Origin of the sequence: Microbacterium sp. 71-36 (genome assembly GCF_001898305.1) — a bacterium.
Classification (GTDB): Bacteria; Actinomycetota; Actinomycetes; order Actinomycetales; family Microbacteriaceae; genus Microbacterium.
On sequence record NZ_MKTP01000001.1, the window covers coordinates 222,450 to 245,198 of the forward strand.

Annotated in this window: 18 protein-coding genes; 8 read left to right on the forward strand and 10 right to left on the reverse strand. The window is 69.5% G+C overall.

Features of this window, described 5'->3' with window-relative positions:
- Positions 1-69 precede the first annotated feature (69 nt).
- Positions 70-2,529: a DNA topoisomerase IV subunit A gene (locus BGO45_RS01070; protein WP_292690105.1), complete on the forward strand. Its 2,460-nt coding sequence runs from the start codon at positions 70-72 to the stop codon at positions 2,527-2,529.
- A 192-nt stretch (positions 2,530-2,721) separates the two neighbouring features.
- On the opposite strand, the gene BGO45_RS01075 is transcribed toward BGO45_RS01070, so the two are convergent.
- A complete protein-coding gene (locus tag BGO45_RS01075) occupies positions 2,722-4,794 on the reverse strand; it encodes a DNA topoisomerase IV subunit B (RefSeq protein ID WP_292692803.1) in 2,073 nt (690 codons plus the stop codon).
- Positions 4,795-4,956: 162 nt separating this feature from the next.
- Between BGO45_RS01075 and BGO45_RS01080 the strand changes: the two genes are divergently transcribed.
- Positions 4,957-5,178, forward strand: a complete 222-nt coding sequence (locus BGO45_RS01080; protein WP_076490439.1) for a hypothetical protein — start codon at positions 4,957-4,959, stop codon at positions 5,176-5,178.
- Positions 5,179-5,210: 32 nt separating this feature from the next.
- Here the strand turns inward: BGO45_RS01080 and BGO45_RS01085 are convergent, their stop codons facing one another.
- Genes BGO45_RS01085 through BGO45_RS01095 form a run of 3 tightly spaced genes read right to left on the reverse strand, consistent with a single transcriptional unit; the run spans position 5,211 to position 7,944 of the window.
- Positions 5,211-6,269: an alanine racemase gene (locus BGO45_RS01085; protein WP_292690107.1), complete on the reverse strand. Its 1,059-nt coding sequence runs from the start codon at positions 6,267-6,269 to the stop codon at positions 5,211-5,213.
- A complete protein-coding gene (locus BGO45_RS01090) occupies positions 6,266-6,916 on the reverse strand; it encodes an alanine racemase C-terminal domain-containing protein (RefSeq protein ID WP_292690111.1) in 651 nt (216 codons plus the stop codon). The genes BGO45_RS01085 and BGO45_RS01090 overlap by 4 nt, the downstream gene beginning before the upstream one ends.
- Positions 6,913-7,944 carry a sugar-transfer associated ATP-grasp domain-containing protein gene (locus BGO45_RS01095; protein ID WP_292690113.1) on the reverse strand — a complete coding sequence of 344 codons (1,032 nt, stop codon included), beginning with the start codon at positions 7,942-7,944 and terminating at the stop codon, positions 6,913-6,915. Before BGO45_RS01095 ends, BGO45_RS01090 begins: the two co-directional genes overlap by 4 nt.
- 146 nt (positions 7,945-8,090) lie before the next feature.
- On the opposite strand from BGO45_RS01095, the gene BGO45_RS01100 reads away from it, so the two are divergent.
- Complete coding sequence (locus BGO45_RS01100) at positions 8,091-9,125, forward strand: sugar-transfer associated ATP-grasp domain-containing protein (protein WP_292690115.1); 1,035 nt, start codon at positions 8,091-8,093, stop codon at positions 9,123-9,125.
- A gap of 37 nt (positions 9,126-9,162) precedes the next feature.
- Here BGO45_RS01100 and murJ read toward each other — a convergent pair whose 3' ends face one another.
- The 4 genes from murJ to BGO45_RS01120 form a co-directional block, all read right to left on the reverse strand.
- On the reverse strand, positions 9,163-10,755 hold the full coding sequence (gene murJ / locus BGO45_RS01105; RefSeq protein WP_292690117.1) for a murein biosynthesis integral membrane protein MurJ: 1,593 nt from the start codon (positions 10,753-10,755) through the stop codon (positions 9,163-9,165).
- A gap of 10 nt (positions 10,756-10,765) precedes the next feature.
- Positions 10,766-11,467 (reverse strand): coenzyme F420-0:L-glutamate ligase, encoded by a 702-nt coding sequence (locus tag BGO45_RS01110; protein ID WP_292690119.1) that lies wholly within the window; start codon positions 11,465-11,467, stop codon positions 10,766-10,768.
- Positions 11,464-12,786, reverse strand: a complete 1,323-nt coding sequence (locus BGO45_RS01115; RefSeq protein ID WP_292690121.1) for an RNA polymerase sigma factor — start codon at positions 12,784-12,786, stop codon at positions 11,464-11,466. Before BGO45_RS01115 ends, BGO45_RS01110 begins: the two co-directional genes overlap by 4 nt.
- 293 nt (positions 12,787-13,079) lie before the next feature.
- Positions 13,080-14,006: a proteasome assembly chaperone family protein gene (locus BGO45_RS01120; protein ID WP_292690123.1), complete on the reverse strand. Its 927-nt coding sequence runs from the start codon at positions 14,004-14,006 to the stop codon at positions 13,080-13,082.
- Between the two features lie 85 nt (positions 14,007-14,091).
- Here BGO45_RS01120 and BGO45_RS01125 point away from each other — a divergent pair, with 85 nt between their 5' ends.
- Genes BGO45_RS01125 through sucB form a run of 3 tightly spaced genes read left to right on the forward strand, consistent with a single transcriptional unit; the run spans position 14,092 to position 18,712 of the window.
- On the forward strand, positions 14,092-15,558 hold the full coding sequence (locus BGO45_RS01125) for a leucyl aminopeptidase (RefSeq protein WP_292690125.1): 1,467 nt from the start codon (positions 14,092-14,094) through the stop codon (positions 15,556-15,558).
- Complete coding sequence (lpdA, locus tag BGO45_RS01130; protein WP_292690126.1) at positions 15,555-16,928, forward strand: dihydrolipoyl dehydrogenase; 1,374 nt, start codon at positions 15,555-15,557, stop codon at positions 16,926-16,928. The genes BGO45_RS01125 and lpdA overlap by 4 nt, the downstream gene beginning before the upstream one ends.
- A 53-nt stretch (positions 16,929-16,981) precedes the next feature.
- Entirely contained in the window at positions 16,982-18,712 is a 1,731-nt protein-coding gene (gene sucB, locus BGO45_RS01135) for a 2-oxoglutarate dehydrogenase, E2 component, dihydrolipoamide succinyltransferase (protein ID WP_292690128.1), read from the forward strand.
- Between the two features lie 17 nt (positions 18,713-18,729).
- On the opposite strand, the gene BGO45_RS01140 is transcribed toward sucB, so the two are convergent.
- A complete protein-coding gene (locus BGO45_RS01140; RefSeq protein WP_292690130.1) occupies positions 18,730-19,806 on the reverse strand; it encodes a hypothetical protein in 1,077 nt (358 codons plus the stop codon).
- Positions 19,807-19,926: 120 nt separating this feature from the next.
- Here BGO45_RS01140 and BGO45_RS01145 point away from each other — a divergent pair, with 120 nt between their 5' ends.
- On the forward strand, positions 19,927-20,637 hold the full coding sequence (locus tag BGO45_RS01145; RefSeq protein WP_292690131.1) for a DUF4191 domain-containing protein: 711 nt from the start codon (positions 19,927-19,929) through the stop codon (positions 20,635-20,637).
- A gap of 44 nt (positions 20,638-20,681) precedes the next feature.
- On the opposite strand, the gene BGO45_RS01150 is transcribed toward BGO45_RS01145, so the two are convergent.
- Positions 20,682-21,110, reverse strand: coding sequence for an RDD family protein (locus BGO45_RS01150; RefSeq protein ID WP_292690133.1), 429 nt, complete (start codon positions 21,108-21,110; stop codon positions 20,682-20,684).
- Between the two features lie 132 nt (positions 21,111-21,242).
- Between BGO45_RS01150 and glnA the strand changes: the two genes are divergently transcribed.
- A complete protein-coding gene (glnA, locus tag BGO45_RS01155; protein WP_076490424.1) occupies positions 21,243-22,667 on the forward strand; it encodes a type I glutamate--ammonia ligase in 1,425 nt (474 codons plus the stop codon).
- Positions 22,668-22,749 lie beyond the last annotated feature (82 nt).

Here is a 22,749-nt window from a genome sequence, read left to right on the forward strand (position 1 = left end):
GGGGCCAGTCTTCCACACGACATTCCGCCCCCGTCGAGATCGACGCCCGCCCGACCCGAGGCCGCACCTATGCCCGATTCCCGTTCCACCGCCGCTTCCCCCGCCCCCGAGCGCATCGAAGACGTCGATGTCTCGGCCGAGATGCAGGGGTCGTTCCTCGAGTACGCCTACTCGGTCATCTACTCGCGTGCCCTCCCCGACGCCCGCGACGGGCTCAAGCCCGTCCAGCGTCGCATCCTGTACCAGATGGCCGAGATGGGCCTGCGCCCCGACCGTGGACACGTGAAGAGCGCCCGCGTGGTCGGCGAGGTGATGGGAAAGCTCCACCCGCACGGGGACACCGCGATCTACGACGCGCTCGTGCGGTTGGCGCAGCACTTCTCGCTGCGTGTCCCACTCGTCGACGGGCACGGCAACTTCGGATCGCTCGACGACGGTCCGGCCGCGTCCCGCTACACCGAGGCGCGTCTCGCGCCGCCGGCTCTCGCGCTCACCGAGAACCTCGACGAAGACGTGGTCGACTTCGTCCCGAACTACGACGGACAGTTCCAGCAGCCGGACGTGCTGCCCGCCGCGTTCCCGAACCTGCTCGTGAACGGCGCCACGGGTATCGCCGTCGGCATGGCGACGAACATGGCGCCGCACAACCTCATCGAGGTGGTCGGTGCCGCGACCCACCTGCTGAACAACCCCGAGGCCACGGTCGATGAGCTGATGGAGTTCGTCCCCGGCCCCGACCTGCCCTCGGGGGGCATCATCGTCGGGCTCGACGGCATCAAGGACGCCTACACGAACGGCCGCGGACTGTTCCGTACGCGCGCGAAGGCCTCGATCGAGTCCCTGGGGCCGCGACGCACGGGCATCGTGATCACCGAGCTCCCGTATCTCGTCGGCCCCGAGCGGGTGATCGAGAAGATCAAGGATGCCGTGCAGGCGAAGAAGCTCGCGGGCATCGCCGACGTCACCGACCTCAGCGACCGTCAGAACGGGCTCCGTCTCGTCATCGGCATCAAGACCGGCTTCGACGCGCAGGCCGTGCTCGAGCACCTGTACCGATTGACCCCGCTCGAGGACTCCTTCGGCATCAACAACGTCGCACTCGTCGACGGGCAGCCCCAGACGCTGGGCCTGCGCGACATGCTGCGGGTCTACCTCGACCACCGCATCCGCGTCGTCACCCGCCGCAGCGAGTACCGTCTGGCGCGCAAGCGCGAGCGCCTCCACCTCGTCGAGGGCCTGCTGATCGCGATCCTCGACATCGACGAGGTCATCCAGGTCATCCGCACGTCCGACGACGGTGAGCAGGCCCGCACCCGCCTGCAGGAGGTCTTCGACCTGTCGCACCCGCAGGCCGAGTACATCCTCGAGCTGCGTCTGCGGCGCCTCACGAAGTTCTCCCGCATCGAGCTCGAGGCCGAGCGCGATCAGCTGCAGGCGGAGATCGACCAGCTGGTCGAGCTCCTCGGCAGCGACATCCTTCTGCGCGCCCAGGTCGCGAGCGAGCTCGAGGCCGCAGCCGAGGCGTACGGCACCCCGCGCCGCACGATGCTGCTGAACGGAGGGCCGGTGCAGCCGCGCTCGGCCAAGGCCGCCGCGGCCGCCGACCTCCAGATCGCCGACGCCCCCTGCCGCGTGTTCCTCTCGGCGACCGGGCGCATGGTCCGCGCCGAGCTCACCGTCGACGCCCCGGGCGGCGGCGTCGTGCCGCCGACGCGGCGCGCGAAGCACGACGCGATCCGCTCCTCGGTGGACACCACGACCCGCGGTGACATCGGCGCGGTGACCTCCGCCGGACGTCTCGTCCGCTTCTCCCCCGTCGACCTCCCCTCCGTGCCGGGCAACGCGGTGCAGCTCGCGGCGGGGACGAAGGTCGAGCAGTACCTCACCCTGGCCAAGGGCGAGCAGGTGGTGGCGCTCGTGCCGTTGACCGACGGCGCGCCCATCGCGCTCGGCACGGCCCAGGGCATCGTGAAGCGCGTGGCCGCGAGCGAACTCGGCACCAAGCCCGAGATCGAGATCATCGCCCTCCGCGACGGCGACCGCGTGGTCGGGGCGGCACCCGCCTCGGATGCCGCCGAGCTGGTGTTCGTCGCCGACGACGCGCAACTGCTGCGCTTCGACGCCTCGTCGGTGCGACCGCAGGGTCGTTCGGCCGGCGGCATGGCCGGCATCCGGCTGTCCGACGGCGCGCACGTGATCGCGTTCGCCGTCGTCGGCGGGTCGGCGTTCGACGCCGTCGTCGTCACGGTCGCGGGCTCCACGTCCGCTCTTCCGGGAACGGATGCCGGCTCCGCGAAGGTCTCGGCGTTCTCGGAGTTCCCGGCCAAGGGTCGTGCCACGGGCGGTGTGCGCGCGCAGCGCCTGCTGCGCGGCGAGGATGCCCTGACGCTCGCCTGGGTCGGATCCGACCCGCGCGCCGTGGGCGGGGATGGGGCCGTCCGCTCGCTTCCCGAGCCCGGCGCCAAGCGCGACGCCTCGGGTCAGCCGCTCGACGCGGTCATCGGCGCGGTCGGCACCGCGATCCGCTGAGGCTTCCGCGGCGCGGCCGGGGTGCCGTCGTGCCGCGGGGTGCGGCGCCGCCGTACCTTCGTGCGGAGTCCGGCGGCGACGCGCCGGACGGCGGCCATCGTGGGCGGCGTGTCGGCGGTGAAGTCCGCACGACGGTTCGGCCGCAACGGGGCGATGTCTGGTCGGATGCCGGCAGAGGCTCCGCGGTGCCGGTCAGACGTCGATGCGCTCGCGAGCCAGACGGTCGCTCGAATCCACGATGAACTCGCGGCGCGGCGCGACGTCGCTGCCCATGAGGAGGTCGAAGATCTTGGCGGCCTCTTCGATGTCGCGCACCTGCACGCGTCGCAGGGTGCGCCCCGCGCGGTCCATGGTGGTCGTCGCGAGCTGGTCGGCATCCATCTCGCCCAGGCCCTTGTAGCGCTGGATGGGTTCCTGCCAGCGCTTGTTCGACTTCTTGAGCTTGGCGAGCAGAGCGTGCAGCTCCTGCTCGCTGTAGGTGTAGATCGTCTCGTTCGGCTTCGAGCCGGGGTTCATCACGATCACGCGGTGCAGCGGCGGGACCGCGGCGAACACGCGTCCGGCTTCGACGAGGGGGCGCATGTAGCGGAAGAACAGCGTCAGGAGCAGCGTGCGGATGTGCGCACCGTCGACGTCGGCGTCGCTCATCAGGATGATCTTGCCGTAGCGGGCCGCGTCGAGGTCGAACGAGCGCCCGGAACCGGCGCCGATGACCTGGATGATGGAGGCGCACTCGGCATTGGACAGCATGTCGCTGATCGACGCCTTCTGCGTGTTCAGGATCTTGCCGCGGATCGGGAGCAGCGCCTGGTACGCGCTGTTGCGGGCGTCGCGGGCCGTGCCCAGCGCCGAGTTGCCCTCGACGATGAACAGTTCGGAATCGGCGACGTCGTTGGAGCGGCAATCGACGAGCTTCGACGGCAGCGACGAGGACTCGAGTGCGTTCTTGCGGCGCTGGGTCTCTTTGTGCGTGCGCGCGGAGATGCGCGCCTTCATCTCGGAGACGACCTTCTCGAGCAGGAGTGCGGTCTGCGCCTTGTCGTCGCGCTTGGGCGACGTGAACCGCTCCGTCAGTTCTTTCGCGACGACCTGCGTCACGATCTGGCGCACGGCCGGTGTTCCGAGGACTTCCTTCGTCTGACCCTCGAACTGCGGTTCGGGAAGACGGACGGTCAGCACCGCCGTGAGACCGGCGAGGATGTCGTCCTTCTCGATCTTGTCGTTGCCCACCTTGAGCTTGCGCGCGTTCTGCTCGACCTGACTGCGGAGGATCTTCATGAGACCCTGCTCGAAGCCCTGCTGGTGCGTGCCGCCCTTGGGTGTCGCGATGATATTCACGAACGATCGGGTGGTGGTGTCGTACCCGGTCCCCCAGCGCACCGCGATGTCGACCTCGCACTCGCGCTGCACCTCGGTCGGCACCATCGAACCGCCGGGCTGGAGGACGGGCACCGTCTCGGTGAACGAACCGGTGCCGGTCAGCCGCCACGTGTCGGTGATGGCGGAGTCGGGGGCCAGGAAGTCGGCGAACTCGGAGATGCCGCCGTCGAAGCGGTAGCTCGTCTCGACCGGCTCGTCGCCACGTTCGTCGGTGATGACGATCTCGAGACCCGGCACGAGGAACGCCGTCTGCCGCGCGCGCTGCACGAGCTCGTCGAACCCGAACGCGGCATCCTTCGTGAAGATCTGGCGGTCGGCCCAATACCGGATGCGCGTACCGGTGACGCCGCGCGCGGCCTTCCCCACGATCCGCAGCTCGCTGCTGGCGTCGTAGGGCGCGAAGGGCGAATCGGGTCCTTCGCCCGCGAAGACTCCGGGCTCACCGCGATGGAACGACATCGCGTACGTCTTGCCGCCGCGGTCGACCTCGACGTCGAGACGCTCGGACAGGGCGTTGACCACCGAGGCGCCCACGCCGTGCAGGCCACCGGACGCGGCGTACGACCCCCCGCCGAACTTGCCGCCCGCGTGGAGCTTCGTGAAGACGACCTCGACGCCGGTGAGGCCGGTGCGCGGCTCGACGTCGACCGGGATGCCGCGGGCTCGGTCCCGCACCTCGACACTGCCGTCGCGGTGGAGCACGATGTCGATGCGCGAACCGTGACCGGCGAGGGCCTCGTCGACGGAGTTGTCGATGATCTCCCACAGGCAGTGCATGAGCCCGCGGGAGTCGGTGGACCCGATGTACATGCCCGGGCGCTTGCGCACCGCTTCGAGTCCTTCGAGGACCTGGAGATGATGGGCGGAATACTCGGACGTCACGATCTCCCAGCGTAATCGGGGCCTCGGACATCGACTTGCAGACACACGGCCGGGTGGGGTCGGCGTACGCGCACAGCGAAATGTCACGCGCGTGCGGCATAGGGGAAACATCCTCGTGGTTCTATTGACAGACTCGCCCAACGACCACCGAGGAGGGCACCCGAGATGACCACTACGACCGCACCCGACGCGTCCGTCGTCCTCGACCACCGTCTGACGGCGGCTGATCGCTGCGACTCCTGCGGAGCGCAGGCCTACATCGCCGCCGAGGTCAACGGCAGCGAGCTGCTCTTCTGCGCCCATCACGGACGCAAGTACGAAGAGAAGCTCCGCAGCATCGCCACGTCGTGGCACGACGAGACCGCTCGTCTGCACGCCGCCGACTGACCCCCGACATCCGAACGGGCCCCGACCGCTTTTCACCGAGCGGCGCGGGGCCCGTTCGACGTATACCGGCGGGGAACGAGCGGTGAGACCCGGAGTGCGATCTCCTCGCCGATCGTGTCGATGAGTTCGGCGAGGTCCGTCGCCGACACCGCTCCCCCGCGCCCCCACACGATCACGGTGTCGCCGGGGGTCGCATCGGCCCACGCGTCGACGAGCGTGGACGCCGGTTCGATCGCACGGACGCCCCGCGGACCGGCGGGCGTCTCGACCGAGAAACGTCCCTCCAGCACCGAGGGGAGTCCGTGAAGACTGCCGAGGTCGAGACGCACCGCGTCGCCGTCGACCGAGGTCACCGAAGCGACCAGCGTCGAGATCGGCTCGATCCCGAGATCCCGTTCGGTCGGGCCACCGGCGGGGCGGATGCCGTACGAGAACGCTCCGACCCGCACGAGGTCTTCGCGGAACGCCTCCCGTGCGAAGCCGGCCGCGCTGGCGGCGAGGTGGGAGAACTGCGGCGTGAGGCCCGCGCCGACGGCGGTCGCCCGCGCGGCGAGGAAGATCTCGCGGGCGTCGTCGTCGTCGGCATCCGACGCCTCCGCGATGTGCGACCACAGACCTTCGAACGAGGCCTTCCCCGCGTCGACGAGCCTCGACAGGGCCGCGAGCGCCCGCTCCCAGTCTTCGGGACGGATGCCGTTGCGATGGAGGCCCGTGTCGATCTTGAGGTGTACGCGGGCCGGGGACGGGGCGGCCGCCAGTTCTGCGAGGTCGTCGAGCAGCGCGTGATCGCCGATTCCGAGGTCGAGGTCCGCCTCGATTCCGGCGGCGAGGTCCTCGGCGCCGCCGAGCAGCCAGACGAAGATGCGCACGTTCGGCCCCGCGACGGCGCGCACCGCCCGCCCGGTCTCGACGTCGAACGCCCCGATCCACTCCACCCCCTCGGTCATCGCGCGCCGCACGATCGCCTCGAGGCCGTGGGCATAGGCGTCGTCCTTGACCACGAGCATGTGCCGGGCGGGGGCGACCGCCTCGCGCACGCGCGCGAGGTTGCGGGCGAAGGCGTCGAGATCGACCCGGTATTCGGCGCTCACGCGACCACCGTCCGCACGGCCCGGGCGCCGACGGCGGCGACGATCTCTCCGGCGTTCCAGCCGGTGGCATCCGTCCATTCCCCCAGGGCCGGGTGACCGGCGGCGGGATCGCCGAAGAACACGACGCCGCTGCCGCGGACGGGGCGTGCGTCGTCGACGTCGACGACGCAGACGTCCATGGCGACGCGGCCGATGATGCGGTGACGGCGGCCGTCGATGGCGACGTCGGCCGCGTTCCCCAGTGAGCGCACGACACCCTGCGCGTACCCGCCGGTCACGAGCGCCACCGTCGTGTCGCGCGCGGCGCGGTGCGTGTAGCCGTAGGAGACGCCCTCTCCCGTGAGCAACGCCTTCGTGCCCAGCACGCGCCCGTGCAGGGACAGCACGGGTCGGGAGCGGGGGTCGCCCCCCGGGAGGCCGAACAGGGTGGCCGCGTCGAGTCCTGCGGGGTCGGTCCCGAGGGAGGCCAGGACGGATGCCACCCAGTCGGCGCCGTGTCCCCAGGCGTCGGCGGCGAGCACATCGTCGGCACGGCCGGTCGAGGCGAGCCGCGCATTCGCGCGGAGGTTCCGCTCCGACACCCGCGCGACCGGGGAGACTCCCCCGGCGGCGTCGGGTGCGGTGAAGATCGCGGCGTCGGAGGTCATCGACGGCGGAGCGCGTCGCCCATCAGCCGCTCGTGGCGCGGCCGCGAGCCCTCGCGGATACCGGTCGTGCTCACCCGCGTCTCGTAGAGCCCGGGGATCCAGTTGCCCTCGATCAGGACCGGCCCCTCCGGCCCGACGGCGACATCCCAGCCGACGTACGGCACTTCGGGGATCCGGCGCGCGGCCTCGCCGACCAGCGCCAGCGCCTGGTCCCAGAGCGGAACCTGGAAGTCCACGATCGACTGCTGCGATTCGGGGTGCACGTCGTAGCGGCTCTTGTGCTTGCCCGTGTGGCCGGGGCCGACCGAGTGGCCGTCGTCGTCGAGCATCGTGAAGAAGCCGCCCCAGGTGAACTGGTCGCTCACCGCGCCGCGCCCGAACTTCTGCACCATCACCATCGGGTGGACGGTCTCGCCGTCGAAGTAGGTCGTGATGCGTGTCGTGTTGACGGTCCCCGCGCAGTAGGACGCGAGATAGGGGTGCTGCACGATCGGCTGCTCGATCAGGATCTGACCCTTCCCCAGCAGCTCGGCGCGGAACGCATCCCAGTCCGTCACCTCGGCGGTGTCGTAGCGGAACACGCCCTTGCCCTCGCGGCTCACCGGAACCTTCGCGATGATCACCGGGTGGCGCCCGGCGAAGTCCTTCAGCGCGGCGGTGTCGGTGGTGTCGAGCTGCATCCATTCGCGCCCGAGGAAGTCCTCGAACGCGCGGTTGAAGTTGAGCTTGTTCTCGAGCGTCTTCGCGACCTCGCGGTCGTTCACCGCGGTGGCGAGGTGGTGCTGGATGAGGGAGGTCATGAACGTCTTGCGCTCGCGACGGTTCAGCAGCGCGAAGTCGGCCTCGTAGTAATCGATGTAGGCGGTGTCGTGGAACGCCGCCCACCACAGCATGTCGACGAGCACGAACGGAGCGAACTTGCCCTGCTCCTGACCGATCTGACGCGCGAACGTCCAGACGCGGGAGGGGCGGAATGCGGCGACGCGCTTGAAGAAGTAGGCGGCGCGCGCCTTCGGGGAGATGTCCATCGGCAGGCTGATCGCTTTCTCGTCCGGAGGTCAGTCGCCGCCCGGACGAACGTCCGTCGCAGCGCTTCCGAAGTACCCATCATACGAGGCCGACCTCCGCGCGCCCGCGCCGCGGACGCTCGGTGGCGCTGTGTTAGCGTGTCGAGGTGTCACAGAGGTCTCTGCGCGTCCGGTACCTGCTGCAGCGAGCTCGACGCCTGAGTCTGGGGAATGTCACGGAGTTCGCCGGTCAGGTCAAGAAGGTCTCCCGCGCGCCCCTGCCCGTCATCATCGCCGACATGCTCTGGTCATCGGTGCGCTACGAGATGGGATTCCGCGACTACGCGGTCTGGGACATCCGGCTCCTCAACGGTCGCGAGCGACGGACGTGGATGACGCACCCCAAGGCCATCCGACTCAACAACACGCTCAACGGTCCCGACTCGGCCGAGCTGCTGGGCGACAAGCCGCGCTTCTACCGCGACTTCGCCGACATGATCGGCCGCGAATGGGTCGACGCCGCCACGGCGACCGACCAGGAGCTGGTGGACTTCCTCGCGCGGCATCCGCGTGTGCTGGTCAAGCCCGCGCTCGGCGAGGGCGGACGCGGCATCACGACGTTCACCGCCGACGAGATCACCGACGTCGCCACCTGGCGAGCGACGCTCGTGGCCGAGAACCGTACGTTGGTCGAGGAGATCCTCGCCCAGCACGAGGATCTCGCCCGCCTGTACCCGGGCAGCGTCAACACGCTCCGCCTGATCACCTACCGGCGGCAGGACGGCAGCTTCCACCTCATCGCCTCCGTGCTGCGCATCGGAAACGGCGGCGTCATCGACAACTTCGCCGGCGGCGGGATGTTCACGATGGTCGACGACCACGGCACCGCCCAGTGGGCGGGGGTCGACAAGAACTCCAACGTCTTCACCCGGCATCCCGTCACCGATGTCGAGATCGCCGGATTCCAGGTACCGCTGTTCGCCGAGGCGGTCGCGATGGTCGAGGAGGCCTCCCGCCGCCTGCCCACCGTGCCCTACGTGGGCTGGGACGTCGCGATCACGCCGGAGGGGCCCGCACTCATCGAGGCGAACCACAACTCCAGCGTGTTCCAGATGAAGCCGAGCGTGTCCGGCATCCGCACCGGGCTCCTGCACCGCTACCGCGACGCCATCGGGCCCGGCATCCTCGAACGTCGCCGCTGAGACTGCGCGGACTCCCCGCGAACGCGCTCTTCGCGCGTCAGCGACGACCGAAGCGCGCGCGCACGAGTGAGATCGCGGACGTGAGTTCCGGCGTCCGCAACGCGGCGAGGATCCCGAGGTAGATCGCGCCCGCCACGGAGCAGATGAGCGCCGTCCCGGCGGCACCGAAGAGCAGGTTGGCGAGCATCCACCCCTGCTCGGCGCCGGACCAGAGGTAGATCCCCCATCCGGCGAGGGCGGCCGGGATCGCGGCGCCGACGAACACCGCGAGCGAGGAGACGGCTTTCCGGATGCCGAGGGGGCCGATCTTCCGGCGCAGGAGCCAGATCGCGAGCAGGAGTTCCAGGATGCCGCAGAGCGTCTGCACGGAGGCGACCGTCGCGGTGAGGAACTCCTTCGGGACCGTGACCGCCACCAGGGTCAGGACGACGACCAGGGCGCCCTGCGCGAGGGTGAAGAAGAACGGCGTGCGCGTGTCGCCGTAGGCGTAGAACGTCCGCTGGATGATGAACAGCACGGCCATCGGCACGAGACCGACGAGGAACGCGATGAGTACGGGCGCGGCCAGGAGGGCGTCGGCGGCGCTGCTGGTGAAGATCCGTGAGGCCGGCGCGGCCGCGGCGATCAGGGCACCGGCGGAGATCACGACGAACAGCCCGAGGATGCGGATCGCCGCGCTGATGTCCGCGCGGACGTCCTCCCCGCGACCGGCCGCGGCGTGTTCGGCGATCCGCGTGAAGTACGGCGTCCCGATGGACAGCACGATCAGCGAGTACGGGACCATGTAGATCAGCCAGGCGTTGCCCCACACGGCGACGGAGGCGTTCTCCCCCGACGCCGCGCTCATGACGTTCACCTGGACGAGGCCGGCGAGGAGCGTCACGACGACCATGCCGAAGGTCCACGTGGCGAGGCTCCCCATGCTGCCGAAGCCCACTCCGCGCCAGCGGAAGTCGGGACGGAGGGGGATGCCGGACCGACGCCAGGCGACGGCGAGGACGACCGTCTGCGCGACGATGCCGAGCGTCGCCGTGCCGCCGACCAGCGCGATCGACGACGGCGTCCACCACCCCACATCGGTGCGATGGAAGCCGAAGAGCAGGATGAACAGCCCGAAGCCCGCGATGGAGACGATGTTGTTGACCACCGGGGCCCACGCGTACGGCGTGAACATGCGGCGGGCGTTCAGACTCTCACCGATCAGGGCGAACATGCCGTAGAAGAAGATCTGCGGCAGGCACCAGTAGGCGAACGCGATCGTCAGCTCGCGCGTCGCGCCGTCGTAGCCGCTCGCCATCACGGCGACCAGCGCCGGGGCGATCGCGATCGCGACCGCGGTGGTCAGCAGCAGGATCGCGGCTCCGGCTGTGATCAGCTTGGGGAGGAAGATCCGGCCGCCGTCGGCCTGTGCGCTCACCGCCACCACGCGTGGCACGATCACACCCGTCAACAGTCCGGTCGAGATCAGCGTCAGCACCGTGTTCGGCAGCTGGTTGGCGACGTAGAACGCATCGGCCGACGCGCCCACCGAACTGATCGCGGCGACCAGGACGATGGTGCGCACCAGCCCCGTCATGCGCGACACCAGGGTGCCCGCGGCGATCAGGCTGCTCGCCCGTGCGAGGTTCATCGAGGACGCGTCAGGCCGCGGCGCGGACGATACCCAGCGGCGTGGACTCGTGTCCCTGGCCGAGCGGGTTGTCCTTGAGGATCGCCACGAGACGCTTCTCGCCGGCCTTGTCCATCGTCGAACCGAGGATGTTGCCCCCCAGGTCGTTGATGTCCACGACGGCGACGTCGAGTTCGATGCCCAGCAGAGCCTTCAGCCGCGTCGCGACCTCGCGCGGACGCTCCGGCCCCAGCACGACCGCCTGGTTGTACGGCGGGATCGTGCCCTTGGTGGGGCCGTCGATCGCTCGGGCCTTGTCGCCGGCGATGCGGTAGAAGTCGCCCTTGCGCCCGAACGCCTTGGTCACGGCCGAGACGGCCGCCGCGAACAGGATGCGGGGTGTGCCGCACTCGCGCAGAGCCATCTCCATCGTCTCGGGCATGCCGAGCCCGATGCCATAGGGCGTGCGGGTGACGTACTTCGACAGGAAGAGCGCGAGCTTGCGCGGCTCGATGCTGTCGAGCTTGAAGGAGCGGCCCTGCGTGATCGCCACGATCTTCTCGGTGACGAACAGCAGGTCGCCCGGCTGCACGGCATCCTTCGCGTACTCGAGGATGAATGCGTCGAGGTCGTCGCCCGGCATGACGACCCGCGTGCGGATCGGGATGCGGGCGTACGAGGTGCCCTCGACGGTGCGGGTGAGCGCCTTGCCGGCGTTGGCCTCGCCGCTCATTCGAGGTAGTCCCGCAGCGACTGCGACCGGCTGGGGTGCCGGAGCTTGGCCATGGTCTTCGACTCGATCTGGCGGATGCGCTCACGCGTGACGCCGAACGTGTCGCCGATCTGGTCGAGCGTCTTGGGCTGACCGTCGCCGAGACCGAAGCGCATGCGGATGACACCCGCTTCACGCTCGCTCAGGGAGTCCAGAAGCGACTCGAGCTGGCGCTGCAGCATCGTGAAGCCCACCGCGTCGGCCGGGACGACCGCCTCGGTGTCCTCGATGAGGTCGCCGAACTCGCTGTCGCCGTCTTCACCGAGCGGCGTGTGCAGCGAGATCGGCTCACGGCCGTACTTCTGCACCTCGATGACCTTCTCGGGGGTCATGTCGAGCTCGCGGCTCAGCTCTTCGGGCGTGGGTTCGCGTCCGAGATCCTGCAGCATCTGGCGCTGGACGCGCGCGAGCTTGTTGATGACCTCGACCATGTGCACCGGGATGCGGATGGTGCGGGCCTGGTCGGCCATGGCGCGCGTGATCGCCTGACGGATCCACCAGGTGGCGTAGGTCGAGAACTTGAAGCCCTTCGTGTAGTCGAACTTCTCGACCGCACGGATCAGACCCAGGTTGCCCTCCTGGATGAGGTCGAGGAACTGCATGCCGCGACCGGTGTAGCGCTTGGCGAGGGACACGACCAGGCGGAGGTTGGCGCCGAGCAGGTGGCTCTTGGCGCGCTGACCGTCGCGAGCGACCCACTGGAGGTCGAGACCCAGCTGGCTGGTCTTCTCCGCCGCCGACATGTTCGACAGCTTCTCTTCGGCGAACAGGCCCGCCTCGATGCGCATCGCGAGCTCGACCTCTTCGGCCGCGTTCAGCAGCGGGACCTTACCGATCTGCTTCAGGTAGTCCTTGACGGGGTCGGCCGTCGCACCGGTGATCTGCGCCGAGTAGACAGGGACGTCGTCCTCGTCGCTCGACGAGATGACGATCGCGCCGGTCGGCAGGGCCTCGGCGGGCGCCGCCGGGGTCTCGTCGTCGTCGTCGCCGTCGTCGTCCGACTTCTTCGCGGCGGGCTTGGCCGTCTCGTCGCCGTCGGTGTCGTCATCGTCGGAGTCGTCGGCGACTTCGATCTCGTCGTCGATCTCTTCCTCGATGTCGTCCTCGTCGAGGTCGTCGTCGGACTTGGCCTTCGACTTCGCCTTGGCGGGCGTCGCCTTCGCCTTGGCGGGGGCCTTCTTGGCCGCGGTCTTCTTCGACGCGGTCACGGTCTCCTCGGCAGCGTCGAGGTCGGTGTCCTTCTCACTGCCGGAGCGGGTCTTGGTGTTCGTGCCTGCCACGTTTCGCCTTTCACCGGGAACGCATGTTGCACGGCCGCCGGTCGTTCTCGGACACTAGTAAGACCCTTGTCAAGTCCGATCCTGTGGAGCGGGCTCCAGGTTCGGCCGACAACGGGTCAGGTTCTTCATTGTCTCACATTCCCGGCGCGGGACTTGACGTGCACCGGGGATCTATGCGTAGGGAACCGCGCACGGCGCCTCGGTATTCCCTGTGCCGCGGGAGCGATCCCACGCGGGGGAAGCGGATCTGCCTCGGGAGAACCGGGCGCGCACTCCCCCGGGTTCCGCGCGAGTCAGCCCAGGCGGCCGCGGCGATCGTCGTCGCCGGGACGGTTGGCGAGGAACCGCTCGAGTTCGGCCGCGAGTTCGTCGGCGCTCGGCAGGTCGCCGGTGTGGATGATGGGGGTCGCCTGCGTCGAGCCGGCCATGTAGGAGTCGTACCGCTCTTCGAGGCCCTGCAGCATGCGCGTGAGCTCGTCGCTGCCCTCGACCTGCTCGGCGACCTTGCCGAGGAACTCGCGGTTCTCCTCGCGCAGCACCTCGCCGGAGAAGACGAGTCCCGTCGCGACCGTCAGGCTGTCGAGACCGGCCAGGGCCGCGGCCGGGTATTCGGTGTCGCCGAGATAGTGCGGGACGAGCAGGGCGAAGCCGGCGACCTTCGCACCGGCCTCGGCGAACCGGTACTCGAGCAGGTGGCCGACGGTCGAGGGGATGTGCGTGTGCGGACGCCATACCGAGTGCGCCTCGGCGAGATCGCTGCGGGTACCGCTGACGGTGGTGCCGATCGGGCGCGTGTGCGGAACCGGCATCGGGATGGCGTGCACCCACGTGATCGACGACACCTGCAGACCGGCGCTGAGCTCGAGCACGCTCTCGGCGAACGCCTCCCAGAGGAAGTCCGGCTCGTAGCCGGCGAGCAGGAGAAACGGATGCCCGAGAGAGTCGTGTGCGAGCGAGAGCTCGAGCCGCGGCGGGCGGTAGTCGGTGAGATGGTCTTCGACGAACGTGATGAGCGGACGACGGGCCCGGTAGTCGAGCAACGTGTCGTTGTCGAAGACGACGACGGGGTGGGGTTCGAGGTCGTCGCGGAAGTACTCGACCAGACGGGTCACCGCACCTCCCGCGTCGGTGAAGCCGGTGAGCGCGATGACCAGCGGAAGCCCGGACGGCACCGGCGGCGCGGCGGGGGCGCGGTCGTACAGCGGTGCGTGATGCGGCATGTCTCCACTCTACGAGCCGCGTCCGACACGGCGGCGGCGGTGCGTCCCGCTGCTAGCGAACACCCGCGAACCTAGGATGGAAGCTATGCCATTCCCCTCCGTGACGTACTCCGATGTCCCCGTCCTCGACTCCGGCGCCGATGCGATCCTCCTGGTGGTCGCGAAGTCCGACAGCTCGGCTCCGGACCCGGATGGATGGGACGGTCTCACGAGTTCGCTGACCGCGGTGGGGTTCACCGGTGGGGCCGGCTCCTTCCAGCGCGTGCACGTGCCCGGCGTGTCCCTGCCGGTGGCCGTCGTCGGCGCCGGGGCCGCGCCCGACGTCGCCGCTCTCCGCGACGCCGTGGGGACGGGCCTGCGTCAGCTGACCGGTTTCGAGCACGTGGCGGTGCAGTCGCTGGTGGAGGCGTCGTGGGCTCCGCTCGCCGAAGGCGCGGCGCTGGGCGGATACCGCTTCGCCGGGTACAAAAGCGAGGCGCCGAGGGCCCGCGCGTCGCGCGTGACCGTCCACACGACCACGCGGCCCACGGACGCCGAGCAGTCCGCGGTCGCCGCGGTCGCGGGGGCTGTCGCCCTGGTGAAGGACCTCGTCACGACGCCCGCGGAGTGGCTCGGCCCGGCCGACTTCGCGGATGCCGCGGTCGCCGCCGTGGACGGTCTGCCCGTCACGGTGACCGTGCTGGACGAGCACGCGCTCACGGAGGGCGGCTACGGCGGCATCCTGGGTGTCGGCCAGGGCTCCGATCGCCCGCCGCGTCTCGTCCACCTCGAGTACTCCCCGGCCGACGCCGACCGCTTCGTCGCCCTCGTGGGCAAGGGCATCACATTCGACACCGGTGGGCTGTCGCTGAAGCCCGCGGCATCCATGGTCGGGATGAAGTACGACATGTGCGGTGCCGCCACCGTGCTCGCCGTGCTGCGGGCCGCCGCCGAGATGGCGCTGCCGGTGCGTGTGAGCGCCTGGCTGTGCATCGCCGACAACATGCCTTCGGGGCGCGCGACGCGCCCGGGCGATGTGCTGCGCATGCTCGACGGAACCACTGTCGAGGTGCTCAACACGGATGCCGAGGGACGCCTGGTGCTGGCGGACGGTCTCGTCGCCGCAAGCCGGGAGAACCCCGATCTCATCGTCGACGTGGCGACCCTCACCGGTGCCATCACGGTCGCCCTCGGCAACCGCCACACCGGCGTGATGGGCGACGACGAGGCGGTGGCCGAGTATCTCGCCGCCGCGGAGCGGGTGTCCGAACTCGCCTGGCAGCTGCCGCTCCCCGCACACATGGTGGACGAGCTTGACTCCCCCATCGCCGATCTGCAGAACGCCAAGATCGGCGACCCCGCGGGCGGTTCGCTCTTCGCCGGGCTCTTCCTGCGGCACTTCGTCGGACGCGTGTCCGAGGAAGCGGACGCCCCGCGCATCCCCTGGGTGCACCTGGACATCGCCGGCGTCGGCATGAACAAGTCCGCGCCCTTCGGGTTCACCGACAAGGGCGTGACCGGTGCGACCGTGCGCTCGCTCATCGAGCTGATCTCGGCGGGGAGCGTCCGGTGACCGAGTTCGTGGCCGACGTCGTCGTCCTCGGCGGTGGCAGCGGTGGATACGCCGCCGCGCTGCGTCTCGCCGAGTTGGGCAAGGACGTCGTGCTCGTCGAGAAGGACAAGCTCGGCGGGACCTGTCTGCATCGAGGCTGCATCCCCACGAAGGCGTTGCTGCATGCGGCCGAGGTCGCCGATGCGGCTCGCGGCGCGGCCGACATCGGCGTCGTGGCGTCGTTCGACGGCATCGACCCCGCCGGCGTCCGGGCCTACCGCGAGGGGATCGTCGCGAAGAAGTTCAAGGGCCTCGAGGGCCTGATCTCGGCCCGCGGCATCCGGGTGGTCCGTGGCGAGGGTTCGCTCGAGAGCGGCGCGGCTGTGCGGGTCGGAGACGACGTCTACCGCGGGTCCGACGTGATCCTCGCGACGGGGTCGTACAGTCGAACGCTCCCCGGGCTCGACATCGGGGGACGCGTCCTCACCAGCGAGCAGGCGCTCGATCTGGATGTCGTCCCCGAGCGCGTGGTCGTCCTCGGCGGTGGCGTCATCGGCGTGGAGTTCGCCAGCGTGTGGCGTTCGTTCGGCGTCGAGGTCACGATCGTCGAGGCTCTGCCCCATCTGCTGCCGGCCGAGGACGTCTCGTCGAGCAAGGCGCTCGAACGCGCGTTCCGCAAGCGCGGGATCGGATTCCAGCTCGGCCGCCGCTTCTCGTCCCTCACGCAGACCGAATCGTCGGTGACGGTGAGCCTCGATGACGGCACCGAACTCGAAGCCGACTATGTGCTCGTGGCCGTCGGTCGGGGCCCGTCCACGGCGGGCCTGGGCTTCGAGGAGGCCGGCGTCCGCCTCGATCGCGGCTTCGTGCAGACCGACGAGCGTCTGCGCACCACGGCCGCGCACGTCTGGGCCGTCGGCGACATCGTGCCCGGTCTTCAGCTCGCTCATCGCGGGTTCCAGCAGGGCATCTTCGTGGCCGAGGAGATCGCGGGTCTTTCTCCGGTGCTGGTGCCGGACGTCGATGTGCCGCGCGTCGCGTACTCGCATCCCGAGGTCGCCTCCGTCGGATTGACCGAAGCGCAGGCCCAGGAGCGCTTCGGCGCCGACGGCGTCCGCGCGTACGAGTACAACCTGGCCGGCAACGGTCGCAGCGAGATCATCGGGACCTCGGGGATCGTGAAGATCGTCCGCCGCGTCGACGGTCCCGTCGTCGGAGCCCACCTCGTCGGCGACCGGGTCGGCGAGCTCATCACCGAGGCGCAGCTCGCCGTCGGGTGGGAAGCCCACCCGGAGGACATCGCGCCGTTCGTCCACGCCCACCCCACACAGAGCGAAGCGTTGGGCGAGGCGTTCCTCGCCCTGGCAGGCAAGCCGCTGCACGCACTCTGACCCTCAGCCGTCACTAAGCTAGATACCGCATCCGGTACGAAGGAGACATATCCATGAGCACTTCCGTCGTCCTCCCCGCTCTCGGCGAGAGCGTGACCGAGGGAACGGTCACCCGCTGGCTCAAGCAGGTCGGTGACACCGTCCAGGAGGACGAAGGCCTGTTGGAGATCTCGACCGACAAGGTCGACACCGAGATCCCCTCGCCCGTCTCCGGCGTCATCGAGGAGATCCTCGTGCAGGAGGACGAGACCGTCGAGGTCGGCGCCGTCCTGGCGAAGATCGGTGACGGCTCCGGTGCGTCGTCCTCGGACGACGCTCCCGAGGCCGCCCCCGCCGAGGAGACTCCGGCCCCGGCCGCCGAGGAGCCGGCTCCGGCCGAATCCGCGCCCGCTGAGGAGCCGGCCCCCGCCGCGCAGCCCGCCGCCTCGTCCGACGCGACCGAGGTCAAGCTCCCCGAACTCGGCGAGAGCGTGACCGAAGGCACGATCACGCGCTGGCTCAAGGCCGTCGGCGACGACGTCGCGGTCGACGAACCCCTCCTCGAGATCTCGACCGACAAGGTCGACACCGAGATCCCGTCGCCGGTCGCCGGCACCCTGCAGGAGATCCTCGTCCAGGAGGACGAGACGGTCGCCGTCGGTTCCGCTCTCGCCCGCATCGGCAGCGGCGCGGCCCCGGCCGCAGCCCCCGAGGCGCCCGCCGCCGCTCCGGAAGCCCCCGCTGAGGAAAAGGCGCCCGAGCAGCCCGCACCCGCCGCCCCCGCGGCCGAGAAGCCGGTCGAGCAGCCCGCCCCCGCGGCGCAGCCCGCCGCGCCCGCTCCGTCCGCAGCCCAGTCCGCGGCGCCTACGGCTCCCGCGGCCGGCGGCGACGAGATCACCTACGTCACCCCGCTGGTGCGCCGTCTGGCCCAGCAGCAGGGCGTCGACCTCGCCACCGTTTCGGGGAGCGGCGTCGGTGGGCGTATCCGCAAGGAAGACGTCCTCAAGGCCGCTGAGGCTGCGAAGTCCGCTCCCGCGGCGAGCGCCGCGCCGGTGGCTGCCGCACCTGCCGCGCCGGTCGAGGTTTCGCCGCTGCGGGGTACCACGCAGAAGATGACGCGTCTGCGCAAGGTCATCGCGGAGCGTGCTGTCGCATCGATGCAGGCGACGGCTCAGCTGACGACCGTCGTCGAGGTCGACGTCACCAAGGTCGCGGCCCTCCGCGACCGCGTGAAGGGCGAGTTCCAGCAGAAGACGGGTGACAAGCTGTCGTTCCTGCCCTTCTTCGCGCTCTCCGCCGTCGAGGCGCTGAAGACCTACCCGATCATCAACTCCACGGTCGAGGGCGACGAGATCGTCTACCCGGCCCACGAGAACGTCTCGATCGCGGTCGACACCGAGCGCGGGCTCCTCACTCCGGTCGTCAAGGATGCCGGTGAGAAGAACATCGCGCAGCTGGCCCGTGAGATCGCCGACCTGGCCGCGCGCACGCGCGACAACAAGCTGAAGCCCGACGAGCTCGCCGGGGGCACGTTCACGCTGACCAACACGGGTTCGCGCGGCGCACTGTTCGACACTCCGATCGTCTTCCTCCCGCAGTCGGCCATCCTCGGCCTCGGCGCGGTCGTGAAGAAGCCCGGTGTCGTCTCGGTCGACGGCAAGGACGCGATCTCGGTGCGTTCGTACGTCTACCTGGCGCTCTCGTACGACCACCGCATCATCGACGGTGCGGACGCCGCCCGCTTCCTCGGTGCCGTCAAGGCCCGTCTCGAGGCCGCACAGTTCGAAGGCGACCTCGGAATCTGATCCCCGGCCTGACCGGCTCACGATGGCTGGTCCGCGACGTCTCTGACGGAGCGGACCAGCCATCGGTCTTCCTGCCGGACGAGTGCGATGTACTGGGTGCGATCGCCGGCCGTCAGGCGGATCACGGCCAGCCCGCCGTAGTCGTCAACCAGCTCGAGCTCGGCGATCGCAGGATCCAGGGGCACCGGATCGCGTGTCGCGTCCGTGGATTCCCACAGCCGACGTACGCAGTCCTCGTCAGCGCAGGCCGCGAGGGAACGGAGGACGTCGGCCGCCGCCGACCGCACGTCATCGGTATCGGGCGACGTGGTTTCCGTGAGCGGACCGGCGTCACCCGATGACGCCGCATCGCCCCCGTTTCCCGACGCTGTCCGGGGTTTTCCCGTGGGCGACCGATCCGTCTCGGTCGTCGTCTCGTCGGTGGGCGGGGCCACGGTCGCGCCGCGCCAGGGGCTCGCGGACGGGGTCGTCGCGTCGACGACGACGGCCGTGTGCTGCCCGCTCGCCTCGGTCGCCTCGGCTCCCGTGAGCAGTGACACCGCCACGATCGCGAGTACGCCGGCGAGGCCGGCCCCCGTCCACAGCACGGGCGGTCGGATGCGCCGTACGACGTCACGGAGGCGTGTGAGGACAGTCGAGGATGCGGCATCCTCGACGTCGTGCACCGCCTGCAGCACGGTCGATGCGACCGGGGCCAGCGGGCCCAGCACGAGTGGCTGCGGCTCCACGACGGCGAGCAGGCGCTTCTCGAGGAGGGTCCACGTCGGCGGCGGTTCCGTCAGAACTCCGTCGCGCAGGCGTGCGAAGCCGGGCCTGACATCGACGCTCACGAGGGACGCCACCTCGTCCAGGATGGCGACGGTGACGGACAGCACGTCCTCTCCGCCCGGGTGGGCGACGAGCATGGGCTGCCCCTCGGCGGTGAGGCGCCACTCCCCCGGCGCCGCCCGGGACGGAGCGGCGGCGCACCCGCGCACGACCGCGATCGCGAGTGTGGCTGCTTCGCCGGCGGTCAGGACATGGGAGCTACGGCCTCTGCGGCGGAGGTAGCCGGAGACGGTGTCGATCGTCTGCGGGAGAGGCATCGGGTGCATGCCTCGAGGCTGTCGTGGATCGGTCCCGGCCGATGGGTCGCCCTACGCGTTCCGGGGATGGAGCCGTGATCCCGAGCGAAGGGGAGGAGGGGTGCCGACGTCGAAGATAGAATCGTCGGCATGGCCGCTCGCACCTCCACCCCCGAGAAGCGTCCGGGATTCTTCTCCCAGCTTCGCACCCTGTACACCTTCACGCAGAAGGAGTACCGCTGGCTGCCGTTCGCGCTGGCCGGCATCGTCCTCGCGGGCATCGGCCTCGGCGTGCTCATCGGTTTCCTCATTCCGCCGGTGGCGGTGTGGAGCGTCATCCTGTGGGGCGTCACGGGTCTGCTGGCCGGCGTACTGGTCGGGATGATCACGATGACCCGCCTGTCGACGCGGGCGATGTACCGCCGCATGGACGGCATGCCCGGTGCCACCGGTCACGTGCTCTCGTCGTCGCTCGGACGCAACTGGCAGGCCTCCGAGACGCCCATCGGGGTGAACCCCCGTACGCAGGAGGCCGTCTACCGCGCGATCGGTCGCGGCGGCGTGGTCCTGGTCGGTGAGGGCTCCCAGACGCGCCTGTCCCGCCTCGTCAACGAGGAACGCGCGCGCGTCCAGCGAGTCGCCGCCGGTGTCCCCGTGACGGTCCTGTACGTCGGACACGGCGAGGGCGAGGTTGAGATCAAGAACCTCGCCTCCGCGATCAAGGCGCTGCCGAAGAAGGTCGACCGTACGACGCAGGCGGCGGTCATCAAGCGCGTGTCGTCGGTGTCGCAAGGGCTGTCGTCGCTGCCGATCCCGAAGGGTGTCGACCCGACGAAGATGCGCGCCCCGCGTCCCCGCTGATCACGTGAGAACGGCCCCGCTCCGGCGGGGCCGTTCTTCGTCCGTCAGCTGCGGACGAGGACCGTTCCGACCGCCTTGTCGTGGAGGCCGCGCTGATCGGCGTCCCACACCACCGCGGGGATGATCACGCCGAGCAGCAGCGTGCGGACGATGGGGCGCCAGACGCCCACCCATCCCCCGGATGCCAGTTCGAGACGCATCCCCAGCAGTCGGTGCCCTGGGCTCCCGCCGATCAGCGGGATGAACACGATCTGGACGAGGAAGAAGATGAGGTTCGTCGCGAGCGGATTCGCGAACGGCACGCCGGTGGCGGGATCCGGCGTCGAGAAGAACGCGTAGCCGATCAGGCCGGCGCAGGCGACGTCGACCAGAAGTGCGGCGATGCGCCGCCCCGGTCGGCCGATGGACCCGCGTCCCTCGCGGGGGAGGCCGAGTCGCTGGCCCGGATATTCGTTCTCGACGGGGACGGTCACGGCATCCAGCGTAATCGGGGCTCCGTAACACGCCCGAAACATGTGAGATATGACCGAGACACCGGTTCTGGATAGGGTCAAGGAGGCTGGCCGAGGCCGGCCGATCCCGAATGTTCTACCTCTGGAGTCTTCATGTTCAAAGATTCGTCCGAGGTGCTGAAGTTCATCCAGGACGAGGACGTCAAGTTCCTCGACATCCGTTTCACGGATCTTCCTGGCGTGCAGCAGCACTTCAACATTCCCGCGTCGACCGTCGACGAGGAGTTCTTCACCGTCGGACAGCTGTTCGATGGCTCGTCGATCCGCGGGTTCGCGAACATCCACGAGTCGGACATGCAGCTCATCCCCGACGTGACGACGGCGTACCTCGACCCGTTCCGCGAGGCGAAGACGCTCATCATGGTCTTCGACATCTACAACCCGCGCAACGGCGAGATCTACTCGAAGGACCCGCGTCAGGTCGCCAAGAAGGCCGAGAAGTACCTCGCCTCCACCGGCATCGCCGACACCGCATTCTTCGCGCCCGAGGCCGAGTTCTACATCTTCGACGACGTCCGTTACGAAGTGAAGCAGAACGCGAGCTTCTACTCGGTCGATTCCGAGGAAGGCGCCTGGAACACCGGTCGCGTGGAAGAGGGCGGCAACCTCGCCAACAAGACGCCCTACAAGGGCGGCTACTTCCCCGTCTCCCCCGTCGACAAGCAGGCCGACCTCCGCGACGACATCAGCCTCAAGCTGATCGACGCCGGCCTCATCCTCGAGCGCGCTCACCACGAGGTGGGCACCGGTGGTCAGGCCGAGATCAACTACCGCTTCGACACCATGGTGCACGCGGCCGACGACATCCTGAAGTTCAAGTACATCGTCAAGAACACGGCTCTCGAGTGGGGCAAGGTCGCGACCTTCATGCCCAAGCCCCTCTTCGGCGACAACGGTTCGGGTATGCACACCCACCAGTCGCTGTGGAACGACGGCAAGCCGCTGTTCTACGACGAGACCGGCTACGGCGGGCTCTCCGACCTGGCGCGCTGGTACATCGGCGGCATCCTGGCTCACGCCCCCGCCGTGCTCGCCTTCACCAACCCGACCCTCAACAGCTACCACCGCCTGGTGAAGGGCTTCGAGGCTCCGGTCAACCTGGTGTACTCGGCCGGTAACCGCTCCGCGGCCATCCGTATCCCGATCACGGGCACGAACCCCAAGGCCAAGCGCATCGAGTTCCGTGCGCCCGACGCGTCGGGCAACCCGTACCTCGCGTTCGCCGCGCAGCTGATGGCCGGCATCGACGGCATCAAGAACCGCATCGAGCCGCACGAGCCCGTCGACAAGGACCTCTACGAGCTCCCCGCCGAAGAGGCCAAGAACATCCCGCAGGTTCCGAACTCGCTGCTCGACTCGCTCGAGGCCCTCCGCGCCGACCACGAGTTCCTGCTCGCCGGTGGCGTCTTCACGGAGGAGCTCATCGAGACCTGGATCGAGTACAAGATCGAGAACGAGATCCAGCCGATCGCTCAGCGCCCGCACCCCTTCGAGTACGAGCTGTACTTCGGGGTCTGATCGCCCGATCATGCACGACGAAGCCCGTCCCCGCCGTTTCGCGGGGGCGGGCTTCGTCGTTTCGTCCGGAACATGGCCGGTC